Source organism: Paraburkholderia guartelaensis (assembly GCF_004353905.1).
Classification (GTDB): Bacteria; Pseudomonadota; Gammaproteobacteria; order Burkholderiales; family Burkholderiaceae; genus Paraburkholderia; species Paraburkholderia guartelaensis.
The window spans coordinates 221,204-238,206 of record NZ_SMOD01000010.1 but is presented as its reverse complement, the minus strand read 5'-3'; the positions used below and the strand labels follow the sequence as shown (position 1 = coordinate 238,206).

Annotated in this window: 18 protein-coding genes; 5 read left to right on the top strand and 13 right to left on the bottom strand. The window is 65.7% G+C overall.

What is annotated here, in order from left to right; translation table 11 throughout:
* Window positions 1-26 precede the first annotated feature (26 nt).
* From rplS to E1N52_RS15745, 3 genes are all read left to right on the top strand, one after another.
* Entirely contained in the window at window positions 27-422 is a 396-nt protein-coding gene (gene rplS / locus E1N52_RS15755; protein WP_028206741.1) for a 50S ribosomal protein L19, read from the top strand.
* A gap of 85 nt (window positions 423-507) precedes the next feature.
* Window positions 508-1,230 carry a CoA pyrophosphatase gene (locus E1N52_RS15750; RefSeq protein ID WP_133183681.1) on the top strand — a complete coding sequence of 241 codons (723 nt, stop codon included), beginning with the start codon at window positions 508-510 and terminating at the stop codon, window positions 1,228-1,230.
* Window positions 1,231-1,380: 150 nt separating this feature from the next.
* Window positions 1,381-2,319, top strand: a complete 939-nt coding sequence (locus E1N52_RS15745; protein ID WP_133183679.1) for a CobD/CbiB family protein — start codon at window positions 1,381-1,383, stop codon at window positions 2,317-2,319.
* A gap of 76 nt (window positions 2,320-2,395) precedes the next feature.
* Here E1N52_RS15745 and E1N52_RS15740 read toward each other — a convergent pair whose 3' ends face one another.
* From E1N52_RS15740 to E1N52_RS15730, 3 genes are read right to left on the bottom strand one after another with little or no spacing between them, the layout of a single operon-like run.
* Window positions 2,396-2,719 carry a putative signal transducing protein gene (locus E1N52_RS15740; RefSeq protein WP_028206738.1) on the bottom strand — a complete coding sequence of 108 codons (324 nt, stop codon included), beginning with the start codon at window positions 2,717-2,719 and terminating at the stop codon, window positions 2,396-2,398.
* 23 nt (window positions 2,720-2,742) lie between these two features.
* Window positions 2,743-3,684, bottom strand: coding sequence for a ribosome small subunit-dependent GTPase A (gene rsgA / locus E1N52_RS15735; protein WP_133183677.1), 942 nt, complete (start codon window positions 3,682-3,684; stop codon window positions 2,743-2,745).
* The gene (locus E1N52_RS15730) at window positions 3,681-4,958 is read right to left on the bottom strand and encodes a M48 family metallopeptidase (RefSeq protein WP_133183675.1); all 1,278 of its coding nucleotides are present in this window, start codon (window positions 4,956-4,958) and stop codon (window positions 3,681-3,683) included. The genes rsgA and E1N52_RS15730 overlap by 4 nt, the downstream gene beginning before the upstream one ends.
* 112 nt (window positions 4,959-5,070) lie before the next feature.
* On the opposite strand from E1N52_RS15730, the gene orn reads away from it, so the two are divergent.
* Entirely contained in the window at window positions 5,071-5,700 is a 630-nt protein-coding gene (gene orn / locus E1N52_RS15725) for an oligoribonuclease (RefSeq protein WP_133183674.1), read from the top strand.
* Between the two features lie 47 nt (window positions 5,701-5,747).
* On the opposite strand, the gene mog is transcribed toward orn, so the two are convergent.
* Window positions 5,748-6,371, bottom strand: coding sequence for a molybdopterin adenylyltransferase (mog, locus tag E1N52_RS15720; protein ID WP_133183672.1), 624 nt, complete (start codon window positions 6,369-6,371; stop codon window positions 5,748-5,750).
* Window positions 6,358-6,972 (bottom strand): ribosome biogenesis factor YjgA, encoded by a 615-nt coding sequence (gene yjgA, locus E1N52_RS15715; protein WP_281282671.1) that lies wholly within the window; start codon window positions 6,970-6,972, stop codon window positions 6,358-6,360. The genes mog and yjgA overlap by 14 nt, the downstream gene beginning before the upstream one ends.
* 239 nt (window positions 6,973-7,211) lie before the next feature.
* Between yjgA and pmbA the strand changes: the two genes are divergently transcribed.
* Window positions 7,212-8,582 (top strand): metalloprotease PmbA, encoded by a 1,371-nt coding sequence (pmbA, locus tag E1N52_RS15710; RefSeq protein ID WP_133183671.1) that lies wholly within the window; start codon window positions 7,212-7,214, stop codon window positions 8,580-8,582.
* A 95-nt stretch (window positions 8,583-8,677) separates the two neighbouring features.
* Here pmbA and E1N52_RS15705 read toward each other — a convergent pair whose 3' ends face one another.
* The 8 genes from E1N52_RS15705 to E1N52_RS15670 all read right to left on the bottom strand — a co-directional run bounded on the left by E1N52_RS15705 (window position 8,678) and on the right by E1N52_RS15670 (window position 16,903).
* Window positions 8,678-9,175 (bottom strand): dihydrofolate reductase, encoded by a 498-nt coding sequence (locus tag E1N52_RS15705; RefSeq protein ID WP_028206731.1) that lies wholly within the window; start codon window positions 9,173-9,175, stop codon window positions 8,678-8,680.
* Between the two features lie 95 nt (window positions 9,176-9,270).
* A complete protein-coding gene (locus E1N52_RS15700; protein ID WP_425468071.1) occupies window positions 9,271-10,650 on the bottom strand; it encodes a sigma 54-interacting transcriptional regulator in 1,380 nt (459 codons plus the stop codon).
* Window positions 10,651-10,816: 166 nt separating this feature from the next.
* The gene (locus tag E1N52_RS15695) at window positions 10,817-12,298 is read right to left on the bottom strand and encodes a hypothetical protein (protein ID WP_133183729.1); all 1,482 of its coding nucleotides are present in this window, start codon (window positions 12,296-12,298) and stop codon (window positions 10,817-10,819) included.
* A 164-nt stretch (window positions 12,299-12,462) separates the two neighbouring features.
* Complete coding sequence (locus tag E1N52_RS15690; RefSeq protein ID WP_133183668.1) at window positions 12,463-13,308, bottom strand: peptidase C39; 846 nt, start codon at window positions 13,306-13,308, stop codon at window positions 12,463-12,465.
* A gap of 13 nt (window positions 13,309-13,321) precedes the next feature.
* Window positions 13,322-14,044: a C39 family peptidase gene (locus E1N52_RS15685; protein WP_028206727.1), complete on the bottom strand. Its 723-nt coding sequence runs from the start codon at window positions 14,042-14,044 to the stop codon at window positions 13,322-13,324.
* 115 nt (window positions 14,045-14,159) lie between these two features.
* Window positions 14,160-15,737 (bottom strand): beta strand repeat-containing protein, encoded by a 1,578-nt coding sequence (locus tag E1N52_RS15680; RefSeq protein ID WP_133183666.1) that lies wholly within the window; start codon window positions 15,735-15,737, stop codon window positions 14,160-14,162.
* A gap of 27 nt (window positions 15,738-15,764) precedes the next feature.
* A complete protein-coding gene (locus E1N52_RS15675; RefSeq protein WP_133183665.1) occupies window positions 15,765-16,394 on the bottom strand; it encodes a hypothetical protein in 630 nt (209 codons plus the stop codon).
* Window positions 16,391-16,903, bottom strand: a complete 513-nt coding sequence (locus E1N52_RS15670) for a hypothetical protein (RefSeq protein ID WP_133183663.1) — start codon at window positions 16,901-16,903, stop codon at window positions 16,391-16,393. The genes E1N52_RS15675 and E1N52_RS15670 overlap by 4 nt, the downstream gene beginning before the upstream one ends.
* Between the last annotated feature and the right edge of the window lie 100 nt (window positions 16,904-17,003).

The following is a 17,003-nucleotide window of genomic DNA, read 5'->3' as shown; positions in this document are numbered from 1 at the left end:
GACAAGATGGCATACGGAGTCAATCCATGAATCTGATTGAAAAACTCGAGCAGGAAGAAATCCAGCGCGTGCTGGGCGAGAAGACCATCCCCGAATTCGCCCCCGGCGATACGGTGATCGTCAACGTGAACGTGGTTGAAGGTAACCGCAAGCGCGTTCAGGCATACGAAGGCGTCGTGATCGCGAAGCGTAACCGCGGCCTGAACTCGTCGTTCATCGTGCGCAAGATCTCGTCGGGCGAAGGCGTCGAGCGTACGTTCCAGACGTACTCGCCGCTGCTGGCCAGCATCGTGGTGAAGCGCCGCGGCGACGTTCGTCGCGCGAAGCTGTACTACCTGCGCAACCTGTCGGGCAAGAAGGCACGTATCAAGGAAAAGCTGGTGTCGAAAGACCGCGCAGCTGCTCCGGCCGACCAGGCGTAAAAGCTGTAAGAAAAAGCACCCTCCGGGGTGCTTTTTTCTTTTTGGCCGCAAAATAATCTCGTGTACGTGTAATCCGAGACGCCCGTTGATCCGCCCAGTATTTGAACCCGAAAGCCTGCCGATCGAATCGACGGGCGCAAGCCTTCCGCAAGTCGCCGCGGAACGTCTGACCGCCGCCGGCTTGCGCACGCGCTTCGAGCAGCGCCTGCCGTGGGACCCCGAACCGCAGGAAGCCCGTCTGGCCGAGATGCGCGATCCGCGTGAAGCCGCCGTGCTCATGCCCATCGCCATGCGCCCGGGCGGCTTGACCGTGCTGCTCACGCAGCGCGCCGACAACCTCAGCAATCACGCGGGCCAGGTGAGCTTTCCCGGCGGCAGCCGCGAACCTTCCGACCCCACGCCGATCGCCGCCGCGCTGCGCGAGGCGCACGAGGAAGTGAACCTCGACCCCGGGCGTGTCGAGGTGCTCGGCGCGTTGCCCGATTACCTCACTGGCACCGGCTTTAGAGTCACGCCCGTGGTCGGTCTCGTGCACGAGCCGTTCAGTCTCGCCGCGGACTCGCTCGAAGTGGCGAGCATCTTCGAGGTGCCGCTCAGCTTTCTCATGAACCCGGTGCATCACCAGGTGCGCGTGTTCCGCTGGGAGGGCGGCGAGCGGCGCTTTTATGCGATGCCGTATCCGGACCGCAATTCGCCGGACCTCGACGTGCCCGAACCCGTCATCGCTTCCGGCGTCGGCTCCTCGCATTTCATCTGGGGGGCGACGGCCGGTATGCTGCGCAACTTCTACCGTTTCCTGCTCGCGTAACACGTCTGGCGGCGCGTGCAAGCGCCGCCGCGCACTGTTGCGAGTTTGCCGCCCGAATTGCCGGCGATGGTCAGGCACATCTGGCCCTGTGATATCGTTGCAACACTTTCATAAAACCCCTTTCGCAACTCGATCTGCACGGCGCGTCGCATGACCTTCTTTTCCGTATTGCTGGCTCTCGTCATCGAACAGGTGCGGGCGCTGTCGCCCAATAATCCGGTCATGGCGCTCGTGCGCCTCAATGCGGAGTGGGCCGCTCACGGCTTCGACGCCGGCAAGCAGAAGCATGGGCTCATCGCGTGGCTCGTGGTCGTGTTGCCGTGGACGCTCGCCACGGCGCTCGTCTACTACGTGCTGTACCACATCAGCTTCGTGCTCGCGTTCCTGTGGAACGTGGTGGTCGTGTACTTCACGCTCGGCTTTCGCCAGTTCAGCCACTATTTCACCGACATCCATCTCGCGCTGAACAACGACGACGTGCCGCGCGCGCGTGAAATCCTCCACGAATGGACCGGCATCGACGCCGTGGACATGCCTGTGAGCGAGATCGTGCGCCACACGCTCATTCACGCGGTGATCGCTTCGCACCGGCACGTGTTCGGCGTGTTCTTCTGGTTTCTCGTGCCGATCGGACCCGCGGGCGCCGTGCTGTACCGCATCGCCGAATACCTCGCGCGCGAATGGGCGCGTCCGGCCGAGGACCGCACCGAGGCGTTCTCGAACTTCGCGCAGCATGTGTTCTTCGTGATCGACTGGGTGCCGGCGCGGCTCACGTCGCTGGGCTTTGCGATCGTCGGCAACTTCGAGGACGCGATCTACGCCTGGCGCAACCACACGAACCAGTGGCCCGACACCAACGAAGGCGTGCTGCTCGCCACCGGCAGCGGCGCGCTGGGCGCGCGCCTGTCGGGCCCGCTCGCCGAGCAGTCCAGCGTCGATGTGCTCGCGCAGCCGGGCGAGGGCGGTCCGTACACGGTGGGCGACGACTGCACGCCGCGCACGCTGCAATCGGCCGTGGGCCTCGTGTGGCGCGCCGTGATCCTGTGGATGATCCTGCTGCTCATGCTGACGATCGCCGTCTGGCTCTGAGCGCCCGACGCTGAATCGCAGAAATGCAAATGGGCCGCTTCCAGCGGCCCATTTTCGTTTGGGTCAGCATCTGACGTCACTCGTCGCGCACGTCGCGATCGCGTCCGCAATTCCAGCACACGGTGAACTGCGCTTCGAGCACCTCGCCGCAGCGCGCGCAGCGCCACGTGGGCGAGCCCGGCGGCGGCCCGTTCACGGCTTCGTCGATCAGACGCCGGGCGAGCTTCTCGTCGCGTTCGTCCACGAGCCACAGTTCGGGTGCGCACTGCTCGGCTGGAATCTCGCCCATCGCGCCGCTCAGGTAGCGGTTGTGCAGCTCGCAGGGCACGCCCGCCGTCGCCAGGATGTTCATCCAGTGCTGGGCGATCAGCAGATTCGGCGCGCGCACGAGCTTGAGCATAGGCGTTGGGGGCAGGCGGCGCGTCAGCGCACGACCTGGCTGATCTCGTGTATGAGCTGCGCGTACAGCGCCTGGCGCTCGGGCGCGATACGGCCGTCGTCGACGGCTTCCAGAATCGCGCAGCCCGGCTCGTGCAGATGATGGCAGTTGTAGAAGCGGCAGTGCGCGAGCAGCGGCCGGAACTCGGGGAACGCGCGCTCGAGCTTGCCTTCGGTGAGGTGATAGAGGCCGAACTCCTGGAAGCCCGGCGAGTCGATCAGAGCGCCGCCCTCGGGCAGCGTGTAGAGCCGCGTGAACGTCGTAGTGTGGCGGCCGCTGTTCAGAGCCGTCGAAATCTCGCGCGTGGCCGCTTCGGCGTCGGGAATCAGCAGGTTCACGAGCGTCGACTTGCCCATGCCCGACTGGCCGAGCAGGATCGTCTGATGGCCGTGCAGATGCTCGGCCAGCACCGCGTGTGCTTCCTCGGGGCGGCCCTTCACCGAAACCTCCAGCACGGTATAGCCCAGCGCACGATAGCGTTCGAGGCGCTGGCGCGCGAGCGGCAGCGCGGCCTCCACGTCGATCTTGTTGAGCACGATGAGCGGCTTGAGGTCGTTGGCCTCGGCGGCCACGAGCGCGCGCCCGAGCAGATCCTCGCTGAAGTGCGGTTCCGTGGCGAGGACGATCAGCAACTGGTCGAGGTTCGCCGCGAAGAGCTTCGACTTGAACTGGTCGGAGCGATAGAGCAGGTTGCGCCGCTCGCCGATCGCGACGATCACGCCCTGGTCGGCGGAGGTCGACTGATACTCGACGCGGTCGCCTACCGCGACCTCGCTCTTCTTGCCGCGCGGGAAGCATTGCAGGTGCGCGCCGCCGCCGTCGGGCGCGACGAGATAGTGGCGCCCGTGGGCGGCGATCACCACGCCGTGCAGCGTGGCGCCTGCAGCTTTTGCGTTGCCGGCGGCTTTGGTTGCGCGCCGGTTCATGCGTGCGCGAGCAGTCGGTCGATCCGCTGCGAAGCCGGCGGATGCGAGTAGTAGAACGCGGTATAGAGCGGGTCGGGCGTGAGCGTCGACGCGTTGTCCTCGTAGAGCTTCACGAGCGCGTTGACGAGATGCTGCGCGTCGGTTTGCGTGGCGGCGAAGGCGTCGGCTTCGAACTCGTGCTTGCGCGAGGAGAGGCTGCCAAGCGGCGTGACGAAGAACAGGAACACGGGCACGGCGAGGAAGAACAGCACGAGCGCGAGCCCTTCGTTGCCGCCGAGCAGCGACGGCCGCACGCCGAGCCCCTCGTAGAACCACACGCGCTGCGAGAGCCAGCCGAGCAGGGCGAGCAGCGCGAGGCTGATCGCGAACGTGACGACCATGCGCTTGATCACGTGACGGCGCTTGAAGTGACCCAGCTCGTGCGCGAGCACGGCCTCGATTTCGCTGCCGGAGAGGCGCGCGAGCAGCGTATCGAAGAACACGATGCGCTTGGCCGCGCCAAAGCCCGTGAAATAGGCGTTGCCGTGCGCGGAGCGGCGGCTGCCGTCCATCACGAACAGGCCCTTGGCCGCGAAGCCGCAGCGCTGCATGAGCGCCTCGATACGCGAGCGCAGCGCTTCATCGCGCAGTGGTTCGAACTTGTTGAAGAGCGGCGCGATGAAGGTGGGGTAGAGCACCAGCACGAGCATCTGGAAGGCGACCCATACGGCCCACGTCCAGAGCCACCAGAGGCTGCCTGCCTGCTTCATGAGCCAGAGCACGACGAAGAGAAGCGGAATGCCGAACGCGGCGCCGATCAGGAGCCCCTTGATGCGGTCCATGATGAAGATGCGCTTCGTCATGCGATTGAAGCCGAAGCGTTCCTCGACCACGAATTGGCGGTAGTAGTCGAGCGGCAGCTCGACCACGCCGGAAATGGCGAGCACGGCGCCGATCAGCGCGATCTGGCCCACATAATCGCGCCCGATCGCATCCGAGATGCCGAGGTCCAGCGCCTGCACGCCGCCGAGCAGCGTGAGCGCGATCAGCACCACAGCGCCGAGCACGATCTCGATCATGCCGAGGCGCGTGCGCGCGACCGTGTAGTCGGCGGCACGCTGGTGCGCGGCGAGCGGGATGGTGGCGGTGAACTGCGCGGGCACCGCACCGCGGTGGGCGGCCACGAAGCGGATCTGGCGCGATGCGAGCCAGAGCTTGGTCGCGACCATGGCAAGCACGCCGACGACGAAGAGCACGCTGAAGTACAGCGCAGGGGAGGGGGACAGATTAGGCATCCAGGAAGTCCGTGGTATCTATGCGACAATTATATGTTCTCGCCGGCCGGGCATCGCATCCTGTCGATGCTGCGCACGCGCCGCGCCTCCAACGCTCTCCGGGTTGCCTTTCATGACTGACATTACCGCTGCCGGCGCGCCGCTCATCGAGCGCACCGACATGAACCTGATCTGGCTCGATATGGAAATGACGGGACTCGATCCCGACAACGACCGCATCATCGAGATCGCTGTGGTGGTGACGAACTCGACGCTCGACAAGCTCGTGGAAGGCCCCGTGCTGGCCATTCATCAGCCGGAGTCGGTGCTCGACCGCATGGACGAATGGAACCGCAACACGCACGGCCGCTCGGGCCTCACCGAGCGCGTGCGCGCCTCGACCGTCACGGAAGAAAGCGCGACCGAGCAGATCATGGCGTTCCTTTCGCAATACGTGCCGCCGGGCAAGTCGCCGATGTGCGGCAACTCGATCTGCCAGGACCGCCGCTTCATGGCGCGCTGGATGCCCACGCTTGAGCGCTTCTTCCACTACCGCAATCTCGACGTGAGCACGCTCAAGGAGCTGTGCCGCCGCTGGCAGCCGACCATCTACAAGGGTTTCCAGAAGCGCGCGATGCACACGGCACTCGCCGATATCCACGAGTCGATCGACGAACTCAAGTACTACCGCGAGCATTTCCTCGTTCCGGCGCCGGGCATCGTGCCCGACGTGGCCGCGGGCGAGGCCGGTCCGGCGCTCTGAGCGCTGTTGAGACACGCAGCAGCTGCGCGATCGTTGTAGTTCGAGTGTTAAGCGCGCGGCGCTCGCTGCGCGTTCTTGGGCCGGAACGCCGTCACGACGTTCGGATCGGTTTCGATGTACGGGCCGCCGATCAGGTCGATGCAATACGGCACCGCAGCAAAAATACCCGGCACCTTCACGGCGCCCTGATCGTCGCGCAAGCCTTCCAGCGTTTCCTTGATCGACTTCGGCTGCCCCGGCAGGTTGATGATGAGCGCCGCGTGGTCGTCGTTCTCGCGGATCACGGCAACCTGGCGCGACAGAATGGCCGTCGGCACGAAATTCAGGCTGATCTGGCGCATCTGCTCGCCAAAGCCCGGCATTTCCTTCGTCGCCACCGCGAGCGTCGCCTCGGGCGTCACATCGCGGCGCGCGGGTCCGGTGCCGCCCGTCGTCAACACGAGGTCGCAGCCGAGGCCGTCCACGAGCGCCGTGAGCGTGGCGGAGATCGTCGCCGCGTCGTCGTGGATCAGGCGCGTTTCGGCGCGCCACGGCGTTTTCAGCACGCTGCCGAGCCACTCCATCAGCGACGGAATGCCCTTGTCCTCGTAGACGCCGCTCGTCGCGCGGTCGCTGACCGACACGAGGCCGATCACGAGTTCGTCAGGATGGCTGCGTTCAGGCTTCGTCATCTTCGCGGTCCTCGTCGGCACGCTCGTCTTCGTGGTCTTCGCTCTCGCCGGCGCCCTGGGCGCTCACGTCCTTGATCCACTGGAACAGCTCGCGGAAGGACTTGGGCGGCTTGCTTTGCTCCTGCTCGCGGCGGGCGTTACGGATCAGCGTGCGGCCTTCCTGCGGGTCGGCGGCGGGATACTGGCGGATGAATTCGGTGAGCGCGGCGTCGTCGGCGAGCAGCTTGTCGCGCGTGCGCTCGATCCAGTGCAGGCGCGCCGTGGCGGCCTTGTTCACGCCGCGGTGCTCATCGAGCTTCGTGCGCAGCGCGGCGACTTCGGCTTCGGTCAGGCCGCGCATCATGCGGCCCACGTACTGGAGCTGGCGGCGCTTGCCTTCGTGGTCGGTGATGCGGCGGCACTCGTGGACGGCGTCCGCGAGGTCTTCGGTCATCGGCATGCGCTTGAGCGCGTCTTTAGGCAGATCCACGAGGGCCTGGCCGAGTTCCTGGAGCGCTTCCATGTCGCGCTTGAGCTGCGATTTGCTCGGGCGATCGTAGCCGTTGTCGTCCTGCTCGGCGACAGCGTCGTTCATCGGTTGAATGCGGGTTTTGCGTTTCATGGTGCGTATTGTAGCGTGCGCGGGCGCGCGGCTCGGGCTGGAAGGCGGCGGACGGCCGTGCCGGCAGCGTCGGCGGCCAGGCGACGAAAGCGCCTGTGATGCGTGTTCACATACCTTGCTATGATCGCGGGATGCGCTTTGCGAACGCAGCGCGTTCCGAAGCACCTGAATCGACACCAGCGAAACACGACACCAGCGGGCCGCGGCAACGCGTGGCCCAGAACCGGACCGTAACGACAATGGCAGCAGACATCGAAGCCCGGCAGCGCTTTTTCCCGCACACCCAGGACGAGCTGAAGGAGATCGCCTCAGACATCCTGCGGCACGCCAACGCGCTCGGCGCGAGCGACGCCGCGACCGAGATCTCCGAAGGCGACGGCTTGTCCGTCTCGGTGCGCCGCGGCGAGGTCGAGACGATCGAGCACAACCGCGACAAGATGGTCGGCGTGACCGTCTATATCGGCAACAAGCGCGGCAACGCGAGCACCTCGGACTTTTCGCCGCAGGCGCTCAAGGACACGGTGGCGGCCGCGTACAACATCGCGCGCTTCACCGCCGACGACGACTGCGCGGGCCTCGCCGAGCGCGATCTGCTCGAAACCGCGCCGCGCGACCTCGACCTCTATCACCCGTGGAATCTGTCCGCCGACGAGGCCGTGGAAATCGCGCGCCGCGCCGAAGACGCGGCGTTCGCCGTCGACCCGCGCGTGAAGAACTCCGAAGGCGCGAGCGTGTCGGCACAGCATTCCCAGTTCGTGCTCGCGACCTCGGGCGGCTTCATGCACGGCTACCCGTACTCGCGCCACTACGTTTCGTGTGCGCCTATCGCAGGCGTTGGCCGCAACATGCAGCGCGACGACTGGTACACCTCGCGGCGCAACGCGGCCGAGCTGGCCTCCCCCGAATCCGTCGGGCGCTATGCGGCCGAGCGTGCGCTCTCGCGCCTGAACGCGCGCAGCCTCGACACGCGCAAGGTGCCGGTGCTGTTCGAGGCGCCGCTCGCCGCAGGCCTGCTCGGCGCGTTCGTGCAGGCCGTGAGCGGCGGCGCGCTCTATCGCAAGACGTCGTTCCTCGTCGACAGCCTTGGCAAGCCGGTCTTCGCGCCGCACATCCAGATCGTCGAGGACCCGCATGTGCCGCGCGCGGCCGGCAGCGCGCCGTTCGACGAAGAGGGCGTGCGCACGCAGCGCCGCGAAGTCGTGAAGGACGGCATCGTGCAGGGCTATTTCCTGTCGTCGTATTCGGCGCGCAAGCTCGGCATGCAGACCACGGGCAACGCCGGCGGCTCGCACAACCTGCAGTTCCAGAGCTCGCTCACGAAGCCCGAGGACGACTTCGAGGAGATGCTGAAAAAGCTCGGCACGGGCCTGTTGCTGACCGAACTGATGGGGCAGGGCGTGAACTTCGTGACGGGCGACTATTCGCGCGGCGCGTCGGGCTTCTGGGTCGAGAACGGCAAAATCCAGTATCCGGTGGAGGAAATCACGGTGGCTTCCACGCTGCAGGAGATGTTCCACCACATCGTCGCCGTGGGCGCGGATACGCTCGCGCGCGGCACGCGTCAGACCGGCTCGGTGCTGATCGAGCGGATGACGGTGGCGGGCCAGTAAGCGGCTTTTAGCGCCTTTTCCGCAGGCTCAATGAAAAACGGCACGCCCTGGCGTGCCGTTTTGCTTTGGGATGCCGCGATCCGCGCCCCAGTCGATCAATCCCGCCGCACGTATCGCACGAACGCGAAATCGAAGTCGTTCGGCGCATTCGCGTGCAGCGTCTCGCGCGACGTTTCCTGCCAGACGTCGGGGTCGGGCGCGGGAAAGGTGGCGTCGCCCTCGAAGTCCGCGGAGATTTCGGTCACCACGAGTTCATGCGCGAGCCCGAGTCCTTCGCCATAGAGTTGCGCGCCGCCGATCAGGAACGCCGTGGGCGCCTGATCCTGTGCCGCGAGGGCGAGCGCCTCGTCGAGGCTCGTGGCGGTGTCGCAGCCGGGAAAGCGCTTGCCCGCGTCGCGCGTCACGACGATGTTGCGGCGGCCCGGCAAGGCGCGGCCGATCGATTCGTGCGTTTTGCGGCCCATGATGATGGGCGCGCCCATGGTGGTGCGCTTGAAGAACGCGAGGTCTTCGGGGAGCCGCCAGGGCAGCGCGTTGTCGCGGCCGATCACGCCGTTGCGGGCGCGGGCGACGATGAGGGTGAGCGTCGTCATCGAAAGGGTAGAGGTGCGAGTTTGTAAGCTGTTCGCAGCGATTCTACCTGAGCGCGCCGGACGCCCCGGCGCGCTTCCTCTGCGCAATCGCTGTTTCAGTCCTGCGCGTCGGGCGGCAATTCCGCCTGGTTCTCCGCTTCGCCGCCGAAGAACGTCTTTTCGTCGCGCAGGCCGTGCGCGCCCATCAGCCGGTAAAGCGTCACGCGCGAGATGCCGAGATCGGCAGCGGCCTCCGTGAGCCGGTGCCGGTGCCGCAGCAGCGCCGCCTCGATCGCGCGCCGCTCCGCGGCCTCGCGCGCCTGCGCGAGCGTGACCGTCTGCTGCGCGGTGAAGTGCGCGAGATCGAGATCCTCCGCGGAGATCAGTTTGCTTTCGGCCATCACGATCGCACGGCGCACGCGGTTGATGAGTTCGCGCACGTTGCCAGGCCAGTTGTAGTTGTACAGGGCCTCGATGGCATCGGGCGTGAAGCCGCGGATGCGGCGTGCGCTGTCCTGCTTGAACTTGTGCAGCACGTGGTGAGCGAGAATTTCGATGTCCTTGCCGCGCGCGCGCAGCGGCGGCTCGTCCACGCGCAGCACGCACAGGCGGTGAAAGAGGTCCGCGCGAAAGCGTCCGTCGCGCATGGCCGCCTCGAGATCGACGTGCGTGGCCGAGATGATGCGCACGTCCACCGGAATCTGCTCGTGGCCGCCCAGGCGTTCGATCTTGCCTTCCTGCAAAAAGCGCAGCAGGCTTGCCTGGCTTTCCAGCGGCAGGTCGCCGATTTCGTCGAGAAAGAGCGTCCCGCCATTGGCCGATTCGACGCGCCCGATCTTGCGCTGGTTCGCGCCCGTGAACGCGCCGCGCTCGTAGCCAAACAGTTCGGATTGCAGAAGATGATGCGGGATCGCACCGCAGTTGATCGGCACGAAGGTCGCCTTGCGCCGCGCGGAACGCTCGTGGATCGCGAGCGCCGTGAGTTCCTTGCCGGTGCCCGATTCGCCCGAGATGAACACGGTAGCGTCGGTGTTGGCCACCTTGCGGATCGTGCGAAAGAGCTGCTGCATCGCTTCGCAGGTGCCGACCATCTCGTCTTCGTCCTGGCTCGCGGCGGCGGCGCCCGGCGTGTCGAGATCGCACAGCGACACCATGCCGAACGCGTGGCCGACGAGGTAGTCGAGCGTCGCATGTGAGACCGGCACATGCACGTAGTCGAAGCAGTAGTGGCGGATCAGGCGCCGCACTTCGGCGTCGGTGAGGCGCGAATCGTCGGTGAGCGCGATCCATCCCACCTGCTGCAGCCGCAGGATCGTCTCGAGGCCCGCGAACTCGCGCGGGGCGAAACCCGTGAGATCGACGATGCCGGCATAGGCCGCCTCCGGCTTCACGAGGCGCGAGGCCTCGTGCACCGTGCGCGCACTCGCGATTTCCCAGCCGCGGCTCTTGAGGTAGGCACAGAGCAGCGGGTCGGGCGTGCGCGCGACATACAGCAAGGTGCGTTCGAGCCCCGCCCCGGGCTTCGCGTCGCGTGCGCGGCCGGCGTCGGGATCATCCCCGGCAAGCGGCGGCCCGCCCACGGCGAGACGCTGCCCGGCTCCAGCGAGCGGTGTCACAGTTGCGCCCAGATGTGAGGATTCGCGCACGATCGGCCTCATGTCATCAGAAGGTGTAGGGGAAACGCACGCCGACGACGAAGTTCGGTGCATCGGGCGTGAGCCCGACGGAAACCGCGCCGTTGATCGTCAGGTGCTTGTTGACCACGTGATTCAGGCCGAAGTTGAGCACCGAGGCTGTCGTCTCGCTGCCCGGCACGCCGGTCCAGGTGCCGCCCGGCGACTTGGTCTTCGACTGCGGCTCGATGGCCATGGTGTACGAGATGCTCGCCGAGTCCTTGTCGGAGAAGGCGAGCGCGACGCCGCCGCCGAACTGGATGATGTCGCCGAGCTTCACTTCGGCGGGCTCGGTCTGCCCGATCACCGAGGAGATGTCGGCGAACGAGCGCGCGATGTTGTACGTGTACGAGAAGCTGCCGAACAGCACCACAGGGTCGTAGGTCTTCAGCACCGAGATGCCGGCCGTGACGTTCCAGAAGCCCGTGCCTGTAGGCAGCTTGCTGGGGGCGACGAGATTGGTGTTGTCGGGCGTGATCTGCTGAACCTTGATGCCGAACGGCGAGGTGCCGGTGTCCGTCTTCACGCGCAGGCTGCCGACCACGTCGGGGATGCTGTTGGTTTCCTTCAGGAACTGGTAGTAGATCCCGAAGTTCACGTCGCCGATCGCGTTCGAATTGACCGATGCGTCCGTGAGCGTGCTGGCCGAGCCGCCCGCGCCACCCACGATGAACGTGCTGTGCCGGTAGACGTAAGGCACGTCCACATCGATGCTCATGCGATCGGTGAGGCCGTAGCGCGTGTCCAGGTCGGCGGTGATCGTGTGCGACTTGGTCTGCCCCAGATTGATGTTGCCGAGGAAGATCGCGTCGAGAGCAAGAAAGCCCGAAAGCTGCAGCTGGCGGCGATCGTAGTAACTGTCGCTGATGCCCCAGTCCAACGTCAGCTTGTGGTCGAAGAGCGGCGCGTGCTCGCGTTGCACGACCGCTTCTTCGGCTTGTGTGCGCGACGGCTCGGCGCTCTTTTGCGTCTCGCCCACAGTCGGGCTGCCGGCGTTGGGGTTGACGCCGACCGGCGCGCCCTGCTGCGGCCCGCTCGCGGCCGAGGTGCCGGTCGCACCATTGGTCGCGCCCGCGTCGGGCGAGGGCGGATTCACGGGCACGCCCGTGGCCGTGCCGGTGAGCGAACCCGGCGCAGTCGCGCCCGGCAGCGCCTGGGCGAGCGGCGGCAAGGGCACAGGCAGACCGTCCGCGCCCGGCTGTTCCGCGACCGTCGCGTCCGAGGCGGCGTCAGGCGCGCCCGCACCCGGCATGCCGCGGCCGCGTTGCGCCATTTCGAGGTTCGTCACCTGGCGCTCCAGTGACTGGATTTGCCTCTGCTGCTCGTCGACGACGCGCATGAGCGTATTCAGGCGGTCTTCGATCGACTGGCTTTGTAGCGCCTGCGCGTGGGCGGATTGCGAGAGCGCGAATAGTAAAACGGCTGCTGGAATGGCGGCCAGCGACACATGTGGCGCGGCCGCCCTTGACATCATCTTCATTGTTCTTCCCCCGGGATCGAATGCGGGCGCCCGGCGGAACCCCCTGGTTCCACGCCCGCGCACGTCGATGCTCCTCGTTCAAAGTGCTGCTTCTCGCGCGGGTCCTTGCCCGCGTGGTGGTCTCCTTGCTGGTACGTCTCGTTATGAGCCCTCGGTTAGTGGAGATTTCGCAGAGCCTGTAATACGCCGGTCTGCCGGATCATTTGCGACGTCATCTGCTGCGTCTGCAGACTCAGTTGCAACTGGTTGGCGACCTGCTGGTTGTTGCCTGCGACCTGGAGTAACTGGGCGATCGCGCCGGCCTGCTGCATGTTGCCCGGCACGATGTTCTGCGTGGCGACGCCCGCCGGCGTTTGCAGCGTCACGTTGACGCCGTTACTGCCGAACGAGATGCCCGCTTTTATGCTGCCGGTCGCGTTCGATGCCGACGCGCTCGACTGGTTGAGTGCGCCTGGCAGACTCGCGAGTTGCGGCGCGTTGTTGTCATAGGAGATGGTTGCGGCATTGGCGCCTGTATTGCCGTTGCCGGCCACCTGAGTGATCTGCGAGACGCCGTTGATCGAGACGTTCTGGCCGCCGGTGGCCGTCGCGTTTGGATTGGCGCCGCTGTTTGTGCCCGTGGTCCCGCCCTGCGTCGGGTCGATCACGGTTGCATACGTCTTCACCTGCGCGCTCACCTGGTTGGCCGCATTCTGGGCGACCGAGAGCGCGCCTTGCGCGACTGCGGTCGCGCCGTTTGGCAATTGCCATTGAGAAAGCAGGTTCAGAACGAACCCGGAAATCATGTCGCTGCCGGCATATTTGCCGGTCTGATGCGCGAGCACGTCGTCGCCGACGGCTTCGCAGCGGATGCCTTGCGCCTGTCCGTCGGCGTTCGCGAGAAACGCCGGCACCGGCTGCGGCAAGCCGATGCCTTCGGCCGCTAGCGCACCGCTCGAAAAAGCGCAGGCGAGCGCGGAGACGGCTGCCGCGATGCCACACTGTGAGAGGTTGCGTTTCATGATTCTTCGTACTTCAGAACATGACGGCCTTATCGAGGCCGTATTCGAAGAAGGGAGTCGCCGCAGTGCCGTTGAGCAGGGCGTTTTCACGCAGCTTGAGCGCTAGCGACTCGTTGTTCTGCAACAGCGGAGAATCCTCCAGGAACGGTTTGCCGAGCACCGCGAAGACGAGGCCGTTCCATGTCTTGGCGAAGTCGTCTTCGGCGACGATACGGTTGCCGAGCGCGGGGTCCGCAATGAAGATGCGGCCGTTTTCGGCGTGCTTGACGATCACGAAGTGCTCATAGCCATCGATGTTCATGAGCACCAGCACGGGAATCTGCAGGTGGTAGAGCGCGTCGGTGTTGACGCGAAAACCGCGGCCGCGCAAGCCGATCGTCTCGACGAACTTCTTCATGTCGAGCATGGAGAAGCCGTTCTTGACGACCACCTCGGGTGTGGAGAACACCATCATCTGGCGGATCAACTCAGGTTCGGGGATGTCGATGCCGTAGCCGTACTTGAGCAGTGTGGCGAGTGCGGCGGCGCCGCAGCTGTAGTCATACTGCTGGCTGACGATGCTGCGATAGCGAAGGTCGCGCATCGAGTGGACCGGAAGCTTCACCGGCACGCCGATGAGGTGGGTCGCGTCTAGCGTCGACTGCTGCGCATGCACAGGCACAAGGGCCGCGCTGGCCGAGAGCGTCAGCGCGACGACAAACATCCTTGACGCCGGGGTCGATACGGGCCCGGACATGGTGGTCTCCTACCTTCTGGTATGCGCGCCGGCTGCGGTGGGACAGCCGGCGCGCGTTGCTTGCTGCGTTTTCTGCCTGGGGCGAGCCCAGTTCCTGCGGTGCTACCAGCCGTGCTTAGTGGCCGTTGTTCATCGCGGCGATTGCCATGCCGTTGTGCTGCAGGTTGCCGATGCCGCCGGCAATGTTCACGCCGATGTTGCCTTGCGCGCCGGTGAGCGTATTGGCGCCGAGGCTGGCCGTACCCTGGAACTGGCCAGTTGCCGACATGGCGGCGTTTTGCGAGTTGTTGTCCGTCGCGACCATCGCAACCGTCGAGAAGTCGCCCTTGGTTGCAGTCGTCACGGAGCCGGCGAGGCTGTTGTTCTGCGCGTTGCCGATACCGGATGCGACGTTCACGCCGACGTTGCCCGAAACGTTGGCGAGCGAGCCGTCACCGACCGACGCGTTCAGATTGAAGTTCTTCACGTTGGCCGTACCGCTGGAGGCCTGGTTGTTGAAGATCTGCGCGTTGCCGAACACGTTGCCCATGTCGACGGAAGCGAGCGCGACGTCGTTGCTTTGTGCGTTGTTGATGCCTTCCGCGATGTTCACGCCGAGGTTGCCCGTCACGCCGGTTGCTGCGCCGCTGCCGGTGTTGGCGTCGAGCGTGCCCGCTGCCTGCGTGTTGTAGTGCTGCGTGATCGAGCCCGTGGTGTGCTCGTCGACCGTGTTGAGCGTGTCGCTCACGTTATAGCCCCAGCCGCTGTTCGAGCTCGAGCTCTTCGAGGACGAATGCTGATGCGAATCCGAACTCGTGCTCGACGTGCTGTACGTGTGGGCGTACGTGTCCGAAGAATTCTTCGTCTTCGAGCTCGTGCCGCTCACGCTCGCCGAAAGCGCAGCGCTGCCCGTGCCGTCGGCATAAGCCGTGTTGGCCGTGGTCGAGCTGTTGCTGGTGTTCTTGTTGTTGTTCACGGCCCACGCTGCGCCGACGTTCGTCGTGTCGCTGTTGTTATGCGCGTTGGTCGTCGTGTGCGACGTGCTTTCCGAGCCGCTGAGGTTGATGCCGGCCGAGCCGTTCTTGTGATTGCCGGTGTGCGACCACGAGGCGTTGGCCTGGAGGCTGCCATTGCCGCTTTGCGACTTCGTCGACGTGTTGTTGCCCACGCTGCTGTAGCTCGTGCCGAGGGCCGCGCTGCCCGTGTCGCTATAGGTGCTGGCGGTCGTGTGATTGTGCGTGCCGCCGTTGTCGGTCGCGACGTGATAGTCGGCGCTCACGCTTGCGTTGAGCGTCTTGCCGAAGGTCGAGCTGCTCGACGAGGACTTCGTCGTCGACGCATTGACGTCATGCGTGTGCGACGAGCTGCTCGACGAGGACGACATGCTCGAATTGCTCGAGTTCGAATACTTGTAGAACGAGTTGTTGCCGGTGCCCGTCACGCTCCAGTCCGTATTGTTGAACGTCGTCGTGACCTTGCCGCTCGTATAGCTCTGTGCTTGCGGAAGAAGCGTGCCGCCGCTCGTGGTTTGGGTGTTATTGATGACGGCGCCGGCCGTGCTCGAAACCGACACGCAGCCGAACAGCCTGACGAAGCCGTCGATGCCGACGTATTCGGTGACGCCTGTGGCGTTGAAGAGATACGCCGAATTTGCTGCGTGAGCGGAACCTACCGCCGACGCAAGAACTGCCGCTGCTATGAGGGTGCGCTTCATGATTTCGCTCCGATACTGAGTGGTCAGTTAAAAAAGAGTGCCCGCCGGGGGACGGAGCACAAAACTGTTTGCCGTAGCGTTACCGGCGCCGGCCGTCTGGTTCACCTGCACGAGGCCCGTCGCATTCCTGAATGCCGCATTGTCGATGCGTACCTCACGAATACCCCCTGCCTGGGCCATTTGCCCCTGACCGCCGTTTTGAGCAGCCGCCTTGGACAGCTCCCCGTCCGAGACTGCCACTACACCAATCGCACCACTGCTGATGAGAGCAGTGTTGCGCTGGATATTGCCCACGCCCGCCGACTGATTCACCATCATTGCGCCGTTCGTGTTCGCAAAAGCTCCTGCACCTATCGTCGCGCTCGCGCCTTTGAGCTGCGCCGTCACGCTGGCGAGCTGTTCGTCGCCGTTCACGTTGATCGACACGTTGCCGGTCGTGATCGTCAGCTGGTTGGCCTGCGCGTTGTCGAGGCCCGCGGTTTCGTTCACCGTGAGCGCGCCGGTCGTCGACGTGGCGGCGCCCGGGGCGATGCTCGCGATCGCGCCGACGCTCACCTGGGCCTGCGCGGCGCCGGCGAAGGCGAGCGCGGCAGCGCAGACGAGCGCGCTGGGAAGCGCAGTGCGCAACGTGCGCGACGTCTGGATCGAACGGCTCATTTCATGCCTCCCATGGCGCCCGTGAGTGGGGCGAGCGCGCCTGTGATCGTCGAGGAAATCGTGCCGCCGAGGCCGGCGCCGACGCCGGCGGTCGCACCGGCGCCTGCCGCCACGTTCGAGCCGGTCGCGCTGCCCGTGAGGATGCGTGTGAGCGCCTGGACGCCGGCGGTCTGCGCGCTCAATGCGCCGTTCGCGTTCACGCCGCTCGAGCCGTGCGCGTTGGTGAGATCCGTGTCGGTGACGAGCGTCGCCATCGCCGGGTCGAAGCTGTTCTTGGGAAAGGTCGTGGCGCGCACGAGCACCGGGTCCTGACTCTTCGGCACGTTGTCGAAGGCGCTGCGCGGGGTGATGTCACGTTCGACAATGACATCGCCGGGGTTCGTGACCTGCTGGGCGGCCACGTCCGCCGTGACACTCGCAACCAGGACGCCGCACAGGGCGGCGACGACCTGGACCGAGCGGCGGACTGCGCGGCGGCTTGTGCCGCGCGTCGAGTTGCGTGCTCTCATGCTGGTCTCCTCCTGGACGGAGTCGGCGCATTGGCGCCTTGTCCGGTCCTTTTGTCCTGGCTTCGCGCATTCGCAGCGAACCGGACACCGCGCCGCAAGC